Annotated in this window: 15 protein-coding genes; 6 read left to right on the top strand and 9 right to left on the bottom strand. The window is 40.1% G+C overall.

Annotation, left to right across the window (positions count from 1 at the left end):
- Nucleotides 1–87: 87 nt before the first annotated feature.
- A complete protein-coding gene (locus OQX64_RS08350; protein ID WP_265818417.1) occupies nucleotides 88–1,005 on the bottom strand; it encodes a hypothetical protein in 918 nt (305 codons plus the stop codon).
- Between the two features lie 287 nt (nucleotides 1,006–1,292).
- Here OQX64_RS08350 and OQX64_RS08345 point away from each other — a divergent pair, with 287 nt between their 5' ends.
- Entirely contained in the window at nucleotides 1,293–1,901 is a 609-nt protein-coding gene (locus OQX64_RS08345) for a GIN domain-containing protein (protein ID WP_265818416.1), read from the top strand.
- Nucleotides 1,902–2,034: 133 nt separating this feature from the next.
- On the opposite strand, the gene uvrA is transcribed toward OQX64_RS08345, so the two are convergent.
- Together uvrA and OQX64_RS08335 are read right to left on the bottom strand one after the other, a co-directional pair.
- A complete protein-coding gene (gene uvrA / locus OQX64_RS08340) occupies nucleotides 2,035–4,542 on the bottom strand; it encodes an excinuclease ABC subunit UvrA (RefSeq protein ID WP_265818415.1) in 2,508 nt (835 codons plus the stop codon).
- A gap of 94 nt (nucleotides 4,543–4,636) precedes the next feature.
- Nucleotides 4,637–4,990: a winged helix-turn-helix transcriptional regulator gene (locus tag OQX64_RS08335; RefSeq protein WP_088302340.1), complete on the bottom strand. Its 354-nt coding sequence runs from the start codon at nucleotides 4,988–4,990 to the stop codon at nucleotides 4,637–4,639.
- Nucleotides 4,991–5,106: 116 nt separating this feature from the next.
- On the opposite strand from OQX64_RS08335, the gene OQX64_RS08330 reads away from it, so the two are divergent.
- Nucleotides 5,107–6,099, top strand: a complete 993-nt coding sequence (locus tag OQX64_RS08330) for an MBL fold metallo-hydrolase (RefSeq protein ID WP_265818414.1) — start codon at nucleotides 5,107–5,109, stop codon at nucleotides 6,097–6,099.
- A gap of 34 nt (nucleotides 6,100–6,133) precedes the next feature.
- Here the strand turns inward: OQX64_RS08330 and OQX64_RS08325 are convergent, their stop codons facing one another.
- The 5 genes from OQX64_RS08325 to OQX64_RS08305 form a co-directional block, all read right to left on the bottom strand.
- Nucleotides 6,134–6,595, bottom strand: coding sequence for a GtrA family protein (locus tag OQX64_RS08325; RefSeq protein WP_088302342.1), 462 nt, complete (start codon nucleotides 6,593–6,595; stop codon nucleotides 6,134–6,136).
- 49 nt (nucleotides 6,596–6,644) lie between these two features.
- Nucleotides 6,645–7,325, bottom strand: coding sequence for a CDP-alcohol phosphatidyltransferase family protein (locus OQX64_RS08320; RefSeq protein ID WP_265818413.1), 681 nt, complete (start codon nucleotides 7,323–7,325; stop codon nucleotides 6,645–6,647).
- Between the two features lie 160 nt (nucleotides 7,326–7,485).
- Nucleotides 7,486–8,292, bottom strand: coding sequence for a phytanoyl-CoA dioxygenase family protein (locus OQX64_RS08315; RefSeq protein ID WP_265818412.1), 807 nt, complete (start codon nucleotides 8,290–8,292; stop codon nucleotides 7,486–7,488).
- Nucleotides 8,293–8,661: 369 nt separating this feature from the next.
- Nucleotides 8,662–9,666, bottom strand: coding sequence for an SDR family oxidoreductase (locus tag OQX64_RS08310; protein WP_265818411.1), 1,005 nt, complete (start codon nucleotides 9,664–9,666; stop codon nucleotides 8,662–8,664).
- A gap of 110 nt (nucleotides 9,667–9,776) precedes the next feature.
- Entirely contained in the window at nucleotides 9,777–11,642 is a 1,866-nt protein-coding gene (locus tag OQX64_RS08305; protein WP_265818410.1) for a TonB-dependent receptor plug domain-containing protein, read from the bottom strand.
- 64 nt (nucleotides 11,643–11,706) lie between these two features.
- On the opposite strand from OQX64_RS08305, the gene OQX64_RS08300 reads away from it, so the two are divergent.
- The 4 genes from OQX64_RS08300 to msrA all read left to right on the top strand — a co-directional run bounded on the left by OQX64_RS08300 (nucleotide 11,707) and on the right by msrA (nucleotide 17,470).
- Nucleotides 11,707–13,203: a PLP-dependent aminotransferase family protein gene (locus OQX64_RS08300; protein ID WP_265818409.1), complete on the top strand. Its 1,497-nt coding sequence runs from the start codon at nucleotides 11,707–11,709 to the stop codon at nucleotides 13,201–13,203.
- Between the two features lie 160 nt (nucleotides 13,204–13,363).
- Nucleotides 13,364–15,424, top strand: coding sequence for an ATP-binding protein (locus OQX64_RS08295; RefSeq protein WP_265818408.1), 2,061 nt, complete (start codon nucleotides 13,364–13,366; stop codon nucleotides 15,422–15,424).
- Nucleotides 15,425–15,567: 143 nt separating this feature from the next.
- On the top strand, nucleotides 15,568–16,611 hold the full coding sequence (locus OQX64_RS08290) for an NAD(P)-dependent alcohol dehydrogenase (RefSeq protein WP_265818407.1): 1,044 nt from the start codon (nucleotides 15,568–15,570) through the stop codon (nucleotides 16,609–16,611).
- A gap of 367 nt (nucleotides 16,612–16,978) precedes the next feature.
- Nucleotides 16,979–17,470, top strand: coding sequence for a peptide-methionine (S)-S-oxide reductase MsrA (gene msrA / locus OQX64_RS08285; RefSeq protein WP_265818406.1), 492 nt, complete (start codon nucleotides 16,979–16,981; stop codon nucleotides 17,468–17,470).
- Nucleotides 17,471–17,668: 198 nt separating this feature from the next.
- On the opposite strand, the gene OQX64_RS08280 is transcribed toward msrA, so the two are convergent.
- Nucleotides 17,669–19,504 (bottom strand): ABC transporter ATP-binding protein, encoded by a 1,836-nt coding sequence (locus OQX64_RS08280; protein WP_265818405.1) that lies wholly within the window; start codon nucleotides 19,502–19,504, stop codon nucleotides 17,669–17,671.
- Nucleotides 19,505–19,734: the final 230 nt, after the last annotated feature.

Raw genomic sequence — 19,734 nt, 5'->3', positions numbered from 1 at the left:
TTAAAGCGGTATGATAAAGAAGGAAATGTAAACGAATTCCGGTATGATCACTTCAGAAAGATGAGTAAATCCATCACGAATCAATCGTTAATATATTTCAACGCTTGTTGATATTGGTACTTTCTGTTTCCATTTGCCTGACACATCAAAGGTATTACCTGAAGTCAGATTTTTAATCGTAAAGGAATAATCGCTTTCTCGTGACAGGTAGGTTATCTTTCCTTTGACATTAACACTGCTATTTGCTTTAACCAGCATTTCAATTTTGCCACCTCCGGTTTTTACATAAGGCGTTAATGACTGCCCCTTTTTATAAGGTACACTTTGTGACCAGTAAACTTTGTTATCTATCAGAATGTCCTGCATAAAAACTGTTGTATCCTGTGTATTTACCCAATTGAATGCGTTATCATCATCACTAGTGAATTCAGACATATGCTTCACATCTCTGTAGATATCTGAAATATCTATATATTTTGCTACCCAATCATTGTTGGTAACGGTTACCGGATATAAACCCTCGTTAGTGGTGTATTCTTTTCTGCTTCCCGGAATCTCTGTAATTTGTTTATTCACAATTGCGTAACCCTGACCACGGCTTTGGGTAAAAGAGAGTTGACCCCGATTTCCATCAGAAAGAATTCCGATCAGAAATTTTCTTGGATGAGTACTTAAATTCTCCTCCAATGACAAAATAAGCTGATCACCTGCTTGCTTTCTTTCTAATTTCAGCCATCCATTTTGTAATGATACACTACCTAACGATTTCAATATTGCGGGTTTGCCGGCCTGATCCAGAAACACCTCTCCTGAAAGCGCATCTTTCACATATTCAACTGACCAATCTGATCCGTTGATGGTAAAATTGTTATTTTTAAAACCGCTGTTTAATTGTAGATTTTTGTACTGATCATCAAAAAGTTTAATCTCAGGTGGTAAATCCTTTTTTTTGCAACCGATAAATAAAACCAGTAAAAGGAGTAAGGATGAGAGACGTTTAATCATAATAACATATTTGGAAAGTGTAAGATAGGATTCTTATTTGATTCTCAGTGAAGTACATCTTTAATTTTACACTAATTATTGAACTATTACTGGTGATGGTTCAGATACCTATTTACAGGTTATCATACTTAAAGCCGGAGCGGTTACCTCCGGTTCGTCGAGAAATAAGAGCCGTTAGTCTGGAAGTTACTTGCGCTGGTATAATACAAGGTTTTTTTGTGCAACGTTTTGGGTGCGACAGCGTCTCATTAACAAAAAACAAAATAAAAAATCTAAAACATACAGATATGAAAACTTTAGCCAAAACATTATTCGCAGTAGCAATTACAGCAGCAGTACTCTCTTCAACAGGATTAACCGCCTTCGCATCCGAACCGGTTTCATCAACCACAATGAATGTTAAATTATCAACCGTTAATCGCATCTGGGTAAGTGGAAATGTTAAGCTTGTGCTTACACAAGGTAAAACCCAAGGTGTTACTGAAACAGAGAATTATGATGCAACCAAAACTTCTATATCAACCAACGGAAAAACCTTGTTTATCAATTCAGAAGAAACCAATGAAGTGGTGATTAAACTTACACTGAAAGATCTGGAAAGGATAGAGGCTTACGGAGGATCTGTAGTAGTGACGAGCAATAACTTTGATGTCAATAATCTTCAGCTCTTTATCAGTCAGGGTGCGAATGCTAACATTAAAACAACTGCGAAAAGTCTTTATATGGTTGTGAAAGAAGAGGCAGTGGTAAAATTAAATGGTACAGCAGTACACAGCACGCTTATTGCCAGCAATATGAAAAATGTAAGAATGAACAATTTTGCCTGTATGAAATCAGAGTCTTATGCATCAGAGGCTCTTTTTAATGCACCTCAAACAGCATTGCTCGCTAAATAATTTATAGCATCATTTTAAAAGAGCCTGGATCATCAGCAAGATGGTTCAGGCTCTTTTGCGTAATAAAGAATTGTGTTTGATTTTTTTTAAATGATGGATAATTATAAATTCTAAAATATTGATTTGTTCAAAATTACTGCCCATTTAAATAGTTCGCTAAAAATGGTGCTGTTTTGCTGTTTTTACATTTTGCAAGTCCATTTAAAGTTCCGGTATAAACTATTTTTCCACCTGCATCACCTGCACCTGGTCCAACATCAATCAGCCAGTCGCTTTGTGCGATTACCTGCATATCATGTTCTACCAGTACAATCGTATTTCCGGCATCAGCCAGTTTGTGGAGCTGAATCAATAACCGTTCAACATCTGCGGGATGCAAGCCTGTAGTTGGCTCATCCAGAATGTAAATGGCAGATCCTTTCTGATTCTTTTGGAGTTCGGTTGCCAGTTTAATACGCTGCGCTTCGCCTCCTGAAAGTTCTGTTGCGGCCTGCCCCAGCTTGAGGTATCCCAACCCAACTTCCCTGACAATATCCAATGCCCGGTAAATAAGCGGATCTTCATCAAAAAAGTTGCAGGCTTCCGCTACGGTCATTTCCAATACCTGTGCAATGTTTTTTTCCTTATAAATTACTTCAAGTGTATCTGCATTATACCTGGTGCCTTTACAGGTAGGACAGGGCGTATACACGCTTGGCAAAAAAAGCAATTCAACCATTACAAAACCTTCACCAAGGCAATGTGGACAGCGTCCTTTTGCAACGTTAAATGAAAACCGGCCCGCATCATATTTTCGCTTTTTGGCGAGTGGAACTTCGGCAAAACGCTTTCTCACATGATCAAAAAGACCGGTATAGGTGGCCAGATTTGATCTGGGCGTGCGTCCAATCGGACGCTGGTCTACTACAATTAGCCTGGACAGTTGCTCCATGCCTGCGGTTATGCTTCCTTTAATGGAGCCCGTATCAGTAATTTGCGGTCCATCTGTAATTTCATCTGTTTGATCTTCAGTTTTTTGATGGAGGCCTTTAGCAACCAGTTCTACCAGCAACTGACTTACCAAACTGCTTTTGCCAGAACCAGAAATTCCGGTTACACAAGTCATCACACCAAGGGGGAAATCGATATTTAAATTTTTCAGGTTGTGCCGAGACCCATCTTTGATACTCAGCCAGCCTGTAGGTATTCGTGGATTAGTCATTTTCCTCACTTCCTGATTAAACAGGAAAGCTGAAGTTTGTGATCTTTTAACTTTTTTTAGCCCCTCAGGCAGCCCGCTGTATAAAATGTAACCGCCCTCCTCACCAGCCATAGGACCCACATCAATAATCCAGTCGGCATGTTTAATGACCTCAAGCTCGTGCTCCACCACAAAAATGGTGTTCCCGGCAGCCTTTAATTTGTCAAGAATACCCAATAAAGCCCTGGTATCTGCAGGGTGGAGTCCGGCAGAAGGTTCATCAAGCACATAAATAACCCCGAATAAATTAGAATGTACCTGGGTAGCCAGTCGCAGGCGTTGAAGCTCACCAGGAGAAAGGGTAGGTGTGGTGCGCTCCATACTCAGGTAGCCAAGGCCAAGCTCAAGCATGACTTTAATCCGCGATAGGATATCTGAAGAAATACGACCGGTAACAATTTGCTTTTCTGCCGATCGTTTATTTTTTCCTAGCTGGGCATGCTTTTCGAAAATTTTGGCTAGTTCAGCTAAAGATAGCCTGGAGATTGTAGCAATATCCTTTCCATCAAATTTAACTGATAACGATTCTTTTTTAAGCCGCTTGCCTTCGCAAAGCGGACAAACAGCACTTCGCATATATTGACTTACCCTTTTCTTCATCAGCTCAGATTGGCTGGATGAAAAGGTTTTAAGGATATAGGGTTTTGCGCCGATGAAAGTACCCATGTAATCGGGTGTTCTTTTGTTTTTGATCGCTTCGGCAGTTTCTTTTGGAGAGTATCCCGGGTATACCGGAACGGTTGGCGTTTCCTCTGTAAAGAGAATCCATTCGCGATCTTTTTTTGGAAGGTCTTTCCACGGAATATCAACATTATAACCCATAGATACCAGGATATCCCGCTGATTCTGGCCTTGCCAGGCCAGCGGCCATGATGCAATCGCCCGCTCCCGGATCGTCAGCTGATCATTAGGCACCATCGTGCTTTCCGTGATCTCAAACACACTGCCCAGTCCATGGCATTCAGGGCATGCACCCTGAGGGGTATTGGGAGAGAAGCCTTCTGCATATATAATTTCCTGGTGTTCAGGGTAATCTCCTGCTCTGGAAAAAAGCATTCTCATTAAATTCGACAAGGTAGTTACGCTTCCTACTGATGACCTGGTACTTGTTCCGCCCCGTTGTTGCTGGAGGGCTACCGCCGGTGGAAGACCATCTATCGTGTCTACATCCGGCACACTCATTTGGTTAAATAATCTTCTGGCATAGGGAGAAACAGACTCCAGGTACCTTCGCTGTGCTTCCGCATATAAGGTTCCAAATGCGAGTGAAGATTTTCCCGAACCGGATACACCTGTAAATACCACCAGCTTATCCCGTGGAATGTCCAGGTTAATGTCTTTTAAATTATTTTCTCTGGCTCCACGAACCCTGATCATGCTACTCTGCTTATCTATTGCCATTACTTTATGGAGTGACTTTCAATTTCATTTATGCAACAATAGAGACCAGACTAAGTTTTTAATTTATGGATGTTTCAACAACAATATAATATCACTAGCATGGCATTTTAGTACCAGTTCTTGGATTTTCCATTATTCGGCGATCGGCCCATTCTCTTAGTTCATTGATCAATGGAATAAGCTCTTTAGCATTTGCTGTTAGGGAATATTCAACCTTTGGCGGAACCTCCAGGTATACTTTACGGTTAACCATTTCGTCCTGTTCGAGTTCCCTTAATGTTTGGGTGAGCATTTTAGTTGTAATTCCATTGAGTAGTCTTTTCAATTCTCCATATCTTAATACCTGATGTAAATGAAGGTACCACAAAATTCTGCCACGGTATTTTCCGCCGATTCTTTGGAATGCAAAATCAACGGCGCAATAAGGTTCGTCTTTTTCCTTTCTCATTTTTTTTATCATTTTAAGTAGCTGATTTTTAGCAATAGAATACAAAAAGTATGTAGGATACTTAAAAGTACATACTTGACGCAAAGATATCAATATGATAGCTTTGAAGAAAAAAAATGGACAGAAGAACAGCATTATTAAGATTTGCCGGACTCGCACTCATCGGGTTTACAGATATCAGAAGTTTAGTGGCTAAGCCGCTAAACGCTATATGGAAGAAAAGGAATAGCTTTCATCAGTTTAAACTTGGTGAATTAGACCTGATGGTAGTCAGCGATGGCCGAATTGTAATGAAACCTATTCAACCGAATTTTGCGCCAAGTATCAATTCCCGTCGGGTTGAACAGGAACTGGAGCGAAACTTTGCTCCAACAGACCATATTGAACTGGGCATTAATATTCTGGTGATCAAATCGAAAGGCAGAACGATTTTATTGGATAGCGGATGTGGCGCAAATTTTGGCGAACAGTCTGGCGGATTGATTAAAAACCTTCAAAAGGCTGGCATCAATCCGGAAGACGTAACTGATGTGGTGATTACACATGCACACCCTGATCATATTGGCGGATTAACAGGTGCAGAAAATCAATTGTTATTTCCAAAAGCAAAGGTTTATTTATCACGCATTGATCATGATTTCTGGTTATCAGAAAATCCTGATTTTTCAAAAAGTAAGCTTACCGATCAGCAGCTAATCAAATTTGTAAAAGATGTGGCTAAAAAAAATATAAATGCTTTGGGTGATCAATTACATCTTTTTGAAGATGGAGATACTATCGTTGATTGTATAACCATGCAATTGGCATCTGGCCATACACCAGGTCATTGTGTGGCTAAAATTTTCTCGAATGAAGTATCGCTATATCATATTGCAGATTTGGTTCATTCAGCAATTTTAGTGGTCGCCCACCCAGAATGGGGTTTCGAAGGAGACAGCAATTTTAACCAGGCGGTACAAACCAGAAGAAAAGTGATGAGTGATTTAGCCGCATCACGATCGCTGATTTTTTCTTATCATTTGCCATGGCCGGGCTTAGGGCATGTACGCAAAAAAGGTAATGTATATGAATGGGTACAACAGTTGGCTATGGGCCCAGATGAATCATGATAAAGTCTATTAGTAGTCGTGTGCCCGATAGTTATTATCGTTGATTTATCAGCTTATTGGTATTACCGTATTCACAGGGTACCGTTTCCATCACTTGTGTTTTAAATACCCAAAATTTCATCATCGGGTAATTAAAGCCGTAAGAAACAAGACTGTCTATCAATAGTCGGCCGATGCGGTAATCGAGATTAAAAAACTTTTGTAATAGATAAGTTCCTGCTGATTTTAGGGAAATACTTCCCAGTACGACTACTGCAAATTTGATGAGTTGTTTCTTTGGAGATGCAACATATTCAGCACCATCATTAAATGCCCAGAACCTGTTGATACAAAAATTAACAATGCCACCCAATGTGCCGGAAAGCAGAATAGAAATGGTAAAGTGAATACCCAGCATTTCAGTAAAAAGAATCATGAGGCCATAATCTGTTACTCCACCTGCAAATGCAGCTACCTGTGCTTTCAGAAAAACCAAAATCGATTTCTTTTTACTCATGATATTTTCTGATTGATCAGCAACAGCTTTATAGATTGCGTATTAATTTTTAAGGTTTTATTTCTCTTTCTTCGCGATCCCGTTCATTTCCAAGATCCAGTAAAGCATTGGTATCTTTGAAGTTAATTACCAATAATATCACTGTGGTGATCAGGGCAGAATAGGTGATTGAGCCTGGAATAGCGGTTTCCAGTATCAAGATCATCGCAATAATGACGCGGAGTTCAGTAGGGCCTAAAAGACCTGCATCAATTCGGTAAACCCCTATAATTTTATATCGAAGCAATGAGATAATCATAGACCAGCCGTAGCAAACCACAAAGATGAAACCTAAGATCCGGGTGGAATCTGTAGCATAAAAGTAATATCCTATCCCAATCAGGATAATGCTGAGCCAATCCATGATGATGTCTAGAGCAAATCCGTACCATTTTCGGGCGATACCCCGATAATAAGCCAATCTTCCATCCAGCGAATCACCAATCCAGTTGATAAAAAGTCCGATAATTCCGATCGGTAAAAATGCATGTCCAAAATTTGCAGCTAAAAGAAAGGCTGTGCATACGATAACTGATCCAAACATGCCTACTCCGGTCATGATATTTGGAGAAATAAAAGCCGGTATATACCTGAGTAAAAAATGAATAAATTGTTGTTCCCCTGCCTTTAAGATATTTGTTCGTTTTCTGTCTGCAAAAATCTGTGCCCGTTCTGTTATCTTATTTTCCATTTCATTATTGACCAAAAGCTAAGAGGCAAGCCAGTATGGCCATTTTGGATCTGATCAGCTTTCCATTGATTTTTCCAGGCAAAGACTTGATCAGGCTAAGCTGACGTTTGAGTTTGCCCGTTCGTGCAAGATAACTTAAAAATAGGATTATTAGCATACGTTATTTGACTATTCCAGCGAAACGCTGATAAAACACCGTTGGACTATTCTCATTTTTAGGTACGTATTTTCCGGCAATGATCGGGACGTAGATCACCCTTCTGCGGCTTGGTTCACCCCGAAGTGAAGATTGTGCCACACGGTGCCAAAGTCTCCCGTCGTGTACGGTTAAATCTCCGGCCTCAGGCAAAATGGAAATTTCATCTTTATCCGGGCGGTTATCCAGAAAGTATTTTTTACGGAAAAGCATTTGGTAGATACTTTGCTTGTGGGTACCGGGAATAATTTTTAAACCACCGTTTTCTTCGGTTTGCGTACTTAAATGAACACCAACATTTAGCATTGGGTTTAGTTTGCCGCCATAAAAAATATCCCTCAAACCATCGGTATGCCAACCCATTTTAGTGAAACCACTTTGCGGGCCGTTCACGTAATGATTAAATACCATCCCGTCCTTTTCTTCCACTCCTAATCTTGCATCTTCTCCAGCCAATGGCAGCAGAGCCGATAATCGCGGATCCATTAATAATCCACTTAAGGTTTTATGGTGCTGATTGATAAAAGCGAAACGTTGTACGATTTTTTCACCATCTATATCTCTTCCATATTTTATAGGAACACCATTCACCTTTTGGATGTCAGTATCAATCCATTTTTGCTGAACTTCCTTTGAAGCCTGTATAATGGATTCAACGGTTGGTTGGGTAATAAAATTTTTAAAGTGTATAAATCCATGAATATTAAAAAAATCTACCTGTTGATCGGTGAGTTTTTCTGATAGGGTGAAGGTTGGATACGATGATGCCATTGTAATAAAGTTAATAGTTGAAAATAAAGCATTGGTAGAAGAGAAAATTATGCGCCGCAACAATACATTCGCATTCGCGATGAGTTTTGTGCCGGAAAATAAAACAGCTTTGTTTTATTATACATAATCTATAGATTTAGTAGTGTATAACACAAACTTAATGTTTTTTTAATATTCTAAAGAACAATGTAGTGTTTTTTTCTGATTATTTTTTAAAATCAAGATCAGGGCTTTGAAAACTGAGGTTGAGATCAATTTTTTACAGGCGTAAATGCTTCACTTTAAAATATCTTGTCAGGGAAAATACAACGGCTTTAATCCTTGTGATAAAATGCACTAATCTTATTCTTAAGATCAGTGCATTTTAGTTTATGGCTGACCAGATCCGCCAGCTGCGCCATAAATCTGCCCGGTAGAAAAACTGGCATCATTTGCAGCTAATTGCACATAAATGGAGGCCAATTCAGCAGGTTGCCCGGGTCGGCCAAGCGGTGTATCCTTTCCAAATGCCTTTAATTTCTCTGGTGTAGATCCTCCACCCATTTGCAAAGGTGTCCAGATGGGACCAGGTGCTACACCATTTACGCGTATTCCTTTCGGACCAAGTTGTTTAGCCAGCGATTTCACAAAATTGGTGGTAGCGGCCTTGGTTTGTGCATAATCATATAAATCTGCCGAAGGATCTGTGGCCTGTACCGATGTGGTGCCGATAATGGATGAGCCTGGTTTTAAATAGGTCAATGCAGCCTTGATGATCCAGAACGGCGCATAAATATTCGTCTTAATGGTCCAGTCAAATTGTTCAGTGGTAATGTCTGTAATAGAGGGATTAGATTGTTGACGGGCGGCATTACTGATTACGATATCCAAGCCACCCAATTGTCTGGCCGCTTCATCTACCAGTTTTTTGCAAAAGTTTTCATCCCTGATATCTCCCGGAATAGCAAAGGCTTTCCGGCCGGCTTTTTTAATCAGTTCTACTACTTCCCGTGCATCAGGTTCTTCCTGTGGCAGATAGTTAATGGCTACGTCGGCACCTTCACGTGCATAGGCAATTGCCGCAGCTCTGCCCATGCCCGAATCACCACCGGTAATCAGTGCTTTTCTACCTGCTAAACGACCTGATCCTTTGTAGCTGGTTTCACCATGATCTGGTTTGGGATCCATTTTGCTTGCCAGCGCCGGCCAGGGTTGGTTTTGATGTGTAAAGGGCGGGCGCGGATATTTTGTAGTGGGATCTTGTAAATCCGCAGGGCCGAATTTTGTATCTTCCGGCACTGCGGCATTGCTTAAAATAGGAGAAGCTGCAACGGCAGCCATTGCTAAACTCAGGCCACCCAGTGCCTTTCGTCTGCTCATTTTTTCGTTTTCCATGATGATGTTTAGGTTTATCTTTATAACCCGCTCAAATTTTTTAAGTTTCAGAAATCTGATGAACTATAAACCATAAATCAAAACCAGGAAATCACATCATTCGCGCAACTTTAAAAGCTTACGAATTTTACCCCCAGGCTTACCCAACGGGATGGGAGCGGAATAGTACCGATTTCGAAATATTGGGTGTCGAAAATGTTTTGCGCATCCAGGTATATGGTAAATTTCTGAATAGACTGACTAACCCGCAGATCATTGATCCAATAGCTTGATCCTGACAGTCGCTGATTAAAACGTGTGGCCACCAATAAAGTGAAATTATGATATTTAAAATCAACGGTATTGGTTACCTGGTGTTTTAAGGAAGCCAGCTGGTATTTAGAAGCAATTCCTGGCTGCATGCCTCCAAATCTGGATTGAAGATAAGAATAGGCCAGATTGATATTCATCTTCGCATTTTCTGTCATTTCAAGGCTATAGTTGGATCGCAGATTGAGCCCTTTGGTCATCAGGTTGCCTACATTGTTGGCTTCAAATGGTTCTGTACTGACCAATCTGGTGTAATCGATAAAATTTGTAATTCGCCTGTAGAAAAAGCTAGAATTGAAGGTGAAATCTCCTTTTAAAATCTTAAAACCCGCTTCGCCCTGGAATGCATTTTCAGGGACGACATTTGGATTGCCAATGTTTCCAGGTCGTTGGTTCAGATAGAGGTCAGTAAATGATGGCAGTCTTTGGCTGGTACCAATACTTCCTATAACTTTGAAAACTTCAGTAAAAGCGTAACTGGCATCAAGCCCCGGATAGACCTGCCATTTGTAAGATGTGTTATAATTCACGTAAGATCCCAGATTAACATTCAGTTTTTCGGTGAGGAAAGTTCTGTACTGTGCATACATACCCATATTTTCTCTTTGGTGTTTGCCGATGTTGGAGGAATTAATGGCATCACTTCTTACTTCTGCACCCAATCCCCATTCACCACTTTTGGTTTTATAGGTACTGTTTACTTCTGCTGCAAGTGAATGGGTAGCATGCCTGCTTACGCCTGCATTAGGATTGGTATTGCCAAAATAGCGGTAATCATCAAAATTATAGCGATAACTCAATCTGGGCATCAGCAGCCATTTTTCTGAAAGTTTATGTTTCGATTGTACACTTGCCAATGTGGTTTGTACTGCTTCGGTAGAATTCCGGTCACCTGGTGCGGCATAAAATCCATTGGCACCGAATTCATTTTTGGTATAACCAAATGAAGTCATAATTTCATTTGCACTATCAATCTGAATATTGCCCTGATAAAGTAATTTGAGGTTTTCAAACTGGGTATTAAAACGGTAACCATTGCTTTGATCGCGTGAACCAAATATAGCATGCTGATTATTTTTTTGACTTAACACTGCTCCGGCCTGAACACCAGCACCATAAAATTTTTTCCCGTTACCTTCAGCATTTTTTTTGAAATTTGAACCCGCATAGGAGTCAATCAGAAAGCCTGATTTGGTAAATTTTTTAGTAATGATGTTAATGGCCCCGGTTAGGCTGTTGATGCCGTAAATCCGGGCAGCTGGTCCGCGAACAATTTCAATGCGCTCAATAGCTTCTACCGGAATAGGGAGGTTGAGCATATTATGGGCCGTTTGCGTATCTATAATTTTGACTCCATTTAACAGCACAACCGTTTGCTCAAAACTTCCGCCATCAATGCTAATGTCTGCCTGACTGCCAAAGGGACCTCTTTGCCTTAAGTCTACACCATTGGCATATTGCAAAAGTTCCTGAATGGTACGTCCGGGCAGTTTAGCAATCATGGCCTGATCAATGATATACACGTTTCTGTTTTGCTTGGATATGGGTGTATGAAAGCCATTTTCATTAATGACCACGTCTTTAAAAGTGATTACGGTATCTTGCTTTTGCTGGGCATATAAGTTGGTACACCAGAAGAGTGATAAAGTCAGGTAAATTTTTTTCATTTGTTATAATTTTCGGCAAAAGTACTACCTTGCCGTACCACTAAAGTATACCAGTTTTAATATAATGGATAGTCCGGTTCAAATTCCCTTTAAAAGTTTTATTCAACTCAAGGCCGAGGATGCTACGCCAGTTTACCTGCAAATTATTTTTGAGTTTATTAAGGCAATTCAACTGGGTTTGCTTCCTGAAGGTACAAAACTTCCGGGTACACGGATATTATGTAAAATCCTTTTGGTGAATAGAAATACGCTGATTAAAGCTTTCCAGGATCTGGAAGCACAGGGTTTTATTGAGATCAGGCCCAATCAGGGTACTTTTATTTTATCAGATCAAAAGCAGTATCAGGGTAAAAGGGAGATTTCAAAAGCTGAAAAAAGCAATAAAGCAGCAGGTGGTTTTAGTTTTAAATGCTCGTCCGTACTAGAAAACCCGGTGGAATGGAGTGATTTGCCTTTACAGTTTAATGATGGATTGCCTGATATAAGGCTGATTCATACTGATATCGTGGCAAGGCTATATGTGTCAAAACTGAAACGGCAGAAAGTCCGCGAACCCTGGGCGCAAATACAAACACAGGCTCACCAGCATTTTAAAAAACAGTTTTTCAACTTCTTAAACCTTACACGTGGTCTGCGGATTTCTGAATCCAATCTTCTGACCACCAGCAGCCATGAAGTAAGCCTGTATCTGGTGGCGAAATTACTCCTTTCGGAAGGTGATTATGTAGTAGTGGGTTCACCAGGCTATTATTTATCCAATATGACCTTAACTGACAGTGGCGCAAAGATCATTCCTGTTGCTGTGGATGAAGAGGGACTGCATTTAGCCGCGTTAAAGAAAGTATGTGAAACACAAAAAATCAGAATGGTTTACCTCACCTCCATTTATCATTACCCCAGTACGATTTTGCTGAGTGCCAAAAGACGGATGGAAATGCTGGAATTGGCCCATCAATACGGTTTTGTAATTGTGGAAGATGATTACGACTTTGATTTTCACCTGGATAGTAATCCTGTTTTGCCTTTGGCAGCCATAGATGCAAATGAGCATGTGGTTTACCTGGGGTCGTTTGCCAGATCACTGCCTGCTGGTTTTGGCTATGGTTTTATTACTGCGCCTGCCGCATTTATCAAAGAACTGGAAAAGCACCAGCGGATTCTGGAACCAGGGATAGATGTAATGAAAGAACAGGTTTTAACAAACTGGATTCAGGATGGGGAAGTGCACCGGCTTTCGAAAAAAAATAAACTTATTTATAAAGCACGGCGTGATGCTTTTGTTCGGTTGCTGAACGATAAACTGAAGGGAAGAATCCGGTTTAATATTCCCACACGCGGCCTGGCCGTCTGGATAGAATGGCTAGATCATTTTAACCTCATTAAAATGCAGCAAAAATGTGCTGAAAATGGTCTGTTTTTACCTAAAACCATTTTGTACCAAACCAAAAATATGATCGCCACCCGCCTGGGGTTTGGCAGCATGAATCTGAACGAGATGGAAAATGCGGTTGATATTCTGGCCAGATCACTTAAAAGTCTGCTCAATAAACGTAATGATTAGCCTTTCAGGTCAAACATTTTAGCCCCTTTTATGTTATTTCGGTCAGCCATTAATCCATAAATCTTTTTGAGTTTATCGGGTTAATGACAGAGAATTAAATATCCATTAAATTTTACTGGTTCAATCAATAATATTTGATCAACTATGATTCATAAATTAAATGTCGTTTGTGCCACAGCCTGCTAATGAAATTGAGCGCTTAAAAGCGTTGCAATCCTATCATATTCTGGATACATTATCTGAACGCGAGTTTGATGATCTGACAGAACTTTCTTCCATTATTTGTAATTCTCCCATTGCCCTGGTTAGTCTGGTTGATGAGAAAAGGCAATGGTTTAAATCCAGGAAAGGACTGGACGTGACAGAAACCCACAGGGATTATTCTTTCTGCGCACATGCCATTCAGGATCCTTATGAACTAATGGAAATTGAAGATGCCAAAAAAGATGTACGGTTTATGCATAACCCGCTTGTAACGGGGCAGCCTTACATTGCTTTTTATGCTGGCGTACCGCTGATTAATGAAGAGGGTTTCCCAATTGGTTCACTTTGTGTAATTGATTCTGTATCAAGAAAACTCAGCGAATCACAGCGTATGGCTTTAAAAATTCTGGCCAAGCAGGTGATGGATAAGATGGAGTTACGCCGGAAAATGGCTTTGCTTGAAAAATCAGAAAAGCTAAATGCTGCATTGCTTGAGCGCTCTGTTCTGGCCGAACAGCGAAGTCATATGCTCATTCAGCAGGCACCCATTGCCATGGCCTTATTTAAAGGCAATAATTTTCAGGTTGAGGCAATTAATCCGCCTATGCTTGAACTTTTACGTCAGGAAGCCAACATCCTGCACCAACCGATCCTTTCCGCAATCCCTGAGTTTGACAAACAGCCCGCTTACGGGTTATTACAGAAAGTGTACCGCACTGGTGAAACCATTTACGTGAATGAACATGCGATACAACTGATTCGCAAAAACAAGGAAATCACCTGCTATTATAATTTCACTTATTGCCCTTTGATTGAAAGCGGCAGAATTACCGGTGTCATTAATATGGCCATTGATATCACCGAACAGGTAATGGCCAGAAAAAAGGTGGAAGAAGTGAGTCACGATCTTCGTGCATCCTACATCCGCTTAGCACAGAGTGAGCAGAAACAGAGTAGCGCAATTGAACAAGCCAAGCTTGGAACCTATACCATTGATGGCACTTCTGGTAAAATGTGGGCATCCGCCAGGCTGAAGGAAATTTTTGGTTATGGCAATGATGAGGAAATGACTTTTCAGTCTGTAATTGATCAGGTAGGTATCGAATTCCGGCAGCAGGTCATCCGTTCAGCAGAAGCGGTGATTAAAGAGGATCTCGTTTTTGATATGGAATATACCATTATTAAACGCAATGACGGACTGATCCGTTGGGTTAAATCAACCGGAAAACATTATAAAACCGAAGAAGAACCTGATGGCCATTTCTCAGGTACCATTCTGGATATCACGGAAGAAAAAGAGGACAATATACGGAAGGATGATTTTATAGGAATGGTAAGTCATGAGCTTAAAACGCCGCTTACCTCATTAAAAGGGTTTGTGCAGCTCCTGCAACTGAAAACACAGCGGATCGATGATATCCTCACTAAAAATATTCTGGATAAGGCAGACAAACAAATCACCAAGATGACCAGAATGATCAATGGTTTTCTGAATGTATCCAGACTGGAATCAGGAAAAATTTACATAGAAAAAGAACTTTTTGATATTAGTGTGCTTATCCGTGAAATTGAAGACGATACCATTTTAAATGCTGACGGACATACCGTCATTTTTGATCCGGTGGAAACTGCCTGGGTGAATGCGGATAAAGATAAAATCGGGCAGGTAATTAATAATTTTATCAGCAATGCCATTAAATATTCGCCAATGGGTACAGAAGTAAGGATTTCCTGCATTTCCGACAAGCAAGGTTCGGTGATTAGTGTTCGTGATGAAGGGATGGGCATAGAAGCCTCGGATATTCCTCATTTATTTGAGCGTTATTACCGGGTAGAAAAACACAATACCAAATCCATAGCTGGCTTCGGAATAGGTCTTTATCTTTGTGCAGAGATTGTGAAAAGACACAATGGCAAGATATGGGTGGAAAGTGAAATTTTAAAAGGTTCTGTTTTTAATTTTAGCCTTCCTGCTGTCCCGCAACCTATCCTTCAATCAGATGATCTGGATAATTAGTATTTAGTATGACTGATTTAACACATTGATAATCGTGTTTTTACCACTTATTTTTTAAATAATGAATTACTGCAGACATTTATTTTTGATTCCGAACACTGAATCGATTTATATTTGTTTATAGAATAACAACTAAGATATTTATGATAGCAACAAAAGGATATGCGGCACAAAGTGCCGAAACAGACCTGGCGCCCTGGGATTTTGAACGCCGTGAGGTTGGACCACACGATGTACAGTTTGAAATACTATTCTGCGGCGTATGCCACTCTGATCTACATCAAATTAAAAACGACTGGTTCCCAGGTATTTTTCCAATGGTTCCGGGTCATGAAATTGTTGGTCGCGTAATTAATGTAGGTGATCATGTTAAAAATTTTAAAGTAGGAGATCTTGCCGGTACGGGCTGCATGGTGGATTCTTGCCAGGTTTGCGAAAACTGTAAACAAGACTTAGAGCAATACTGCCTTGAAGGTAATACGCAGACCTATAACGGCATGGAGCGTGATGGTTCAATGCCAACTTATGGCGGATATTCAAATAACATTGTAGTAAGGGAAGAATTTGTATTACATATTTCTGATAAGCTGAATCTGGCAGCTGTTGCACCATTACTTTGTGCAGGTATCACCACTTACTCACCATTAAGACACTGGAAAGTTGGCAAAGGCCATAAACTTGCTGTTTTAGGTTTAGGCGGTTTAGGCCACATGGCGGTTAAATTTGGTGTGGCTTTTGGAGCGGAAGTAACCGTTTTAAGTACTTCGCCAAAAAAAGAAGAGGATGCTAAAAAGTTAGGTGCACATCACTTTGTGGTGACTACAGACCCGGATCAGGTGGCTGCGGCAAAAGGTAGCTTTGATTTTATTCTGGATACAGTTTCAGCCGAGCACGATTTTAATATGTATTTATCGCTTTTAAGAACGAATGGTACACATATTTGCGTGGGCGTACCACCAAAACCAGCTGAAATTGCAGCATTCAGTTTATTGGGCGGACGTAAAAGCCTTGCCGGTTCAGGAATCGGAGGAATAGCTGAGACCCAGGAAATGCTGGATTTTTGTGCTGAACACAACATTGTTTCAGATATCGAGATCATTGATATGAAAAACATTCATCAAGCTTATGAGCGGATGGAAAAAGGTGACGTGAGATACCGCTTCGTAATTGATATGGCAACCTTATAAGATTGAACAGATCTTTCAATAGGTTATTATTAAAACCAATTCATCTGACAACAACAGTTAATTAGTACAAACAAGGGATGGCCAAATGCTTATCCCTTGTTTGTTTTTAAAGTAACTTACGAAGTTTCTCCTGAATGCAACCCATCAAAACTTCGGAAATCTGAGGTAATTGGAAAAGCTGAACTTTAATTCACCGGAACCTGTAGAAATGATGATGTAAGCCAAGTGCAAAAACTTTATATCTTTTATCGTGTTGTCATTTTTAATTGCGGATACATACATTATTCGCAATAAGGACGTCATATCGATGATAGATATTTCTGTTTTAGATAAGCATCCTTTAACTTTAATCCATAAATAATATAATATGAATACTGAAAAAGCCATTCTGGCTGGCGGTTGCTTTTGGGGGGTAGAAGAACTGATTCGTCATCAGCCTGGTGTAATTTCCACTGTAGTAGGTTATACTGGTGGAGATGTACCAAATGCAACATACCGCAACCATGGCACACATGCTGAAGCCATAGAGATTGTTTTTGATCCGGAGACATTATCATACAGGCGTTTATTGGAATATTTCTTTCAAATTCATGATCCAACAACTAAAAACAGACAAGGAAATGATGTCGGAACATCTTATCGTTCTGCTATCTTCTTTGAAAATGATACTCAGCGGGAAACTGCAAATGAATTGATTGCGGAGATGGAAGCATCAGGAATCTGGCCAGGTAAAATTATTACGGAAGTAGTTCCTGCTGAAGATTTCTGGAATGCAGAGGAAGAACACCAGGATTATCTTCAAAAATACCCTTATGGTTATACCTGTCATTTTGAAAGGCCTGAGTGGAAATTAAGCTAAGTTGATAAGAATTTATAAAGATTCATCATTCTTAACGCAGTGGAGGAATCTTTGAACCAGTTAAATTATGTAATTAATAGACTTAAGTTCAAAGATCTCTCCGTTACGCTGCGCTACAATCGAGAGGACGACCTTTGGATAGGGGTCACACTCCAAAATCAATTAAATGATCTACCATTTTATACAGCAATTAAATTTCTATTGATAACCTTTGGCTTGCAGGTTAAAAAGCTCGGCATACCTGCCATTCTTTTCCAGCAATTCTGCATGTGTACCAGATTCGAGAAGTGTGCCCTGGTCTAAAACCAAAATCTGGTCAGCCAGCCGTGCGGTAGAAAAGCGATGCGAAATCAGCACAGCAGATTTTCCCTTCGTTAATTCGGAAAAGCGTTGAAAAACTTCATATTCTGCACGGGCATCCAAAGCAGCAGTAGGCTCATCAAGAATTAATACCTGTGCGTCTTTCATATAAGCCCTTGCTAAAGCTACCTTTTGCCATTCGCCACCTGATAATTCTATACCATCATTAAATTTTCTTCCCAGCCATTGTTGGTAAGCCCCCGGGAGTTTGGCGGCCAGTTGATCTGCAAGACTCTCTTCAGCTGATTTTTTAACCAATTGCTGGTTGTCGATTTCTTTAATGTTTCCGACGGCAATGTTTTGATAAAATGTCATTTGGTAACGGATGTAATCCTGAAAAATAATGCCGAGATGATGTCTCAGGTCATCCAGATCATAAGATTTTAAATCCTTTCCATCCAATAAAATGCGGCCTTCAGTTGGATCGTACAGCCGGGCCAGAAGCTTAACCAATGTCGTTTTGCCTGCTCCGTTTTCACCAACCAATGCCAGTTTTTCACCCGGGCGAAGTTCAAAGCTCAGGTTTCTGTTTGCCCAACGTGTGGAATTATGGTATTGAAAACCAACATTTTCAAATACAAAGCCGGTTTGAATGGGATGCGGAAAGGGAATTGCATTTTCAGGCTTGGTAATCTTGGGCTTAATCTCAAAAAAATCTATAAAATCATTTAAATAAATAGCACCCTGTGATACGATGGTAAACCTGGATAACATGGTTTCCATTAAACTGCTTAATTGTCTGAAAGAACCTGCTAAAAAGGTAAGACTACCTACTGTGGATTTCCCGACCACAGTATTGTAAATGATAAAACCATAAGCCGCATAATAACCTAAAGTACCCAGCACGGAAAAGAAAGTACCCCAAGCCGAACGCCTGACGGCCAGTTTGCTGTTATCTGCATAAAACTGATCAGACAGCATTTTAAAACGTCCGATTACAAAATCTGAAAGGCCAAAGATCTTCACTTCTTTCGCTGTTTCATCACTCGCTCCCAGATAACGCAGGTAATCCAGTTCCCTGCGCTCAGGTGTCTGACTTCTGGAAAGGGCATAGTTTTTACTATTAAAATAAGATTCACCTAAAAAAGAAGGAATAATAGAGAGCAGTAGCAATACAATCAACCATGGATTAAAGGCAATGAGTCCGGTGAGGAGAAAGGCTATGGAAATAAAATCCTGAATCTGGCTCATCACTTGTGAGAGCAATACCGTTCTGCCTACGGTTTGTTGCCTGGCACGTTCCAGTTTATCGTAAAATACAGAATCTTCAAACTGATCCAGATCCAGTGTAGCCGCATGTTGCATAATGCGCATTGACGTATAATTCGAGAATAAATCACCCAGTAAACTATCCGTCAGGTTAATCATTCTGTTTAATCCATCAGTAACAATAGCGAGTGCAAATTCTAAAGCCACCAGCTCCCATAATTTATGCAAATCTCCGTTACCGGCATGACTGTTTAATGCCACCACCTCATCAATGATGAGTTTGCCCACGTATAATAAAGCAACGGGCATAGCCGATCGCAGTATGCGAAGAATAAAACTAATACTTGTTTTTCCAGGACTGCTTTTCCAAACCAGTTTGAAAAAATCTGGTAAATTTTTGAGTGAAGTAAGCCTGTCTTTGAAGGATATGTTTTCTAATGAAATGGTGTTTCTGTTTTTAGCCATAGGTAGGGAAGCACTTGCAAAGCTAAGCTTAATGCAGCATCAGAGATTCAGTTGCTTGTAAAATCTTTGGATAGTTAAAGTTTGTAACATGCTCTTAAGTCTCAAGTTATAATTATTTTTTTAGCATATAAGGCATTAAAGTCTATTGAATTATATAGATTAATATTTTCTTAGTTGCTTAAAGACCTTCTTTAATCCATATTGATATTTCAGTGTTGACAACTTTCTAT

The organism is Pedobacter sp. GR22-10, from assembly GCF_026239715.1.
Taxonomy (GTDB): Bacteria; Bacteroidota; Bacteroidia; order Sphingobacteriales; family Sphingobacteriaceae; genus Pedobacter.
The sequence above is the reverse complement of the archived record's forward strand: the minus strand, read 5'-3'. Positions and strand labels throughout refer to the sequence as shown.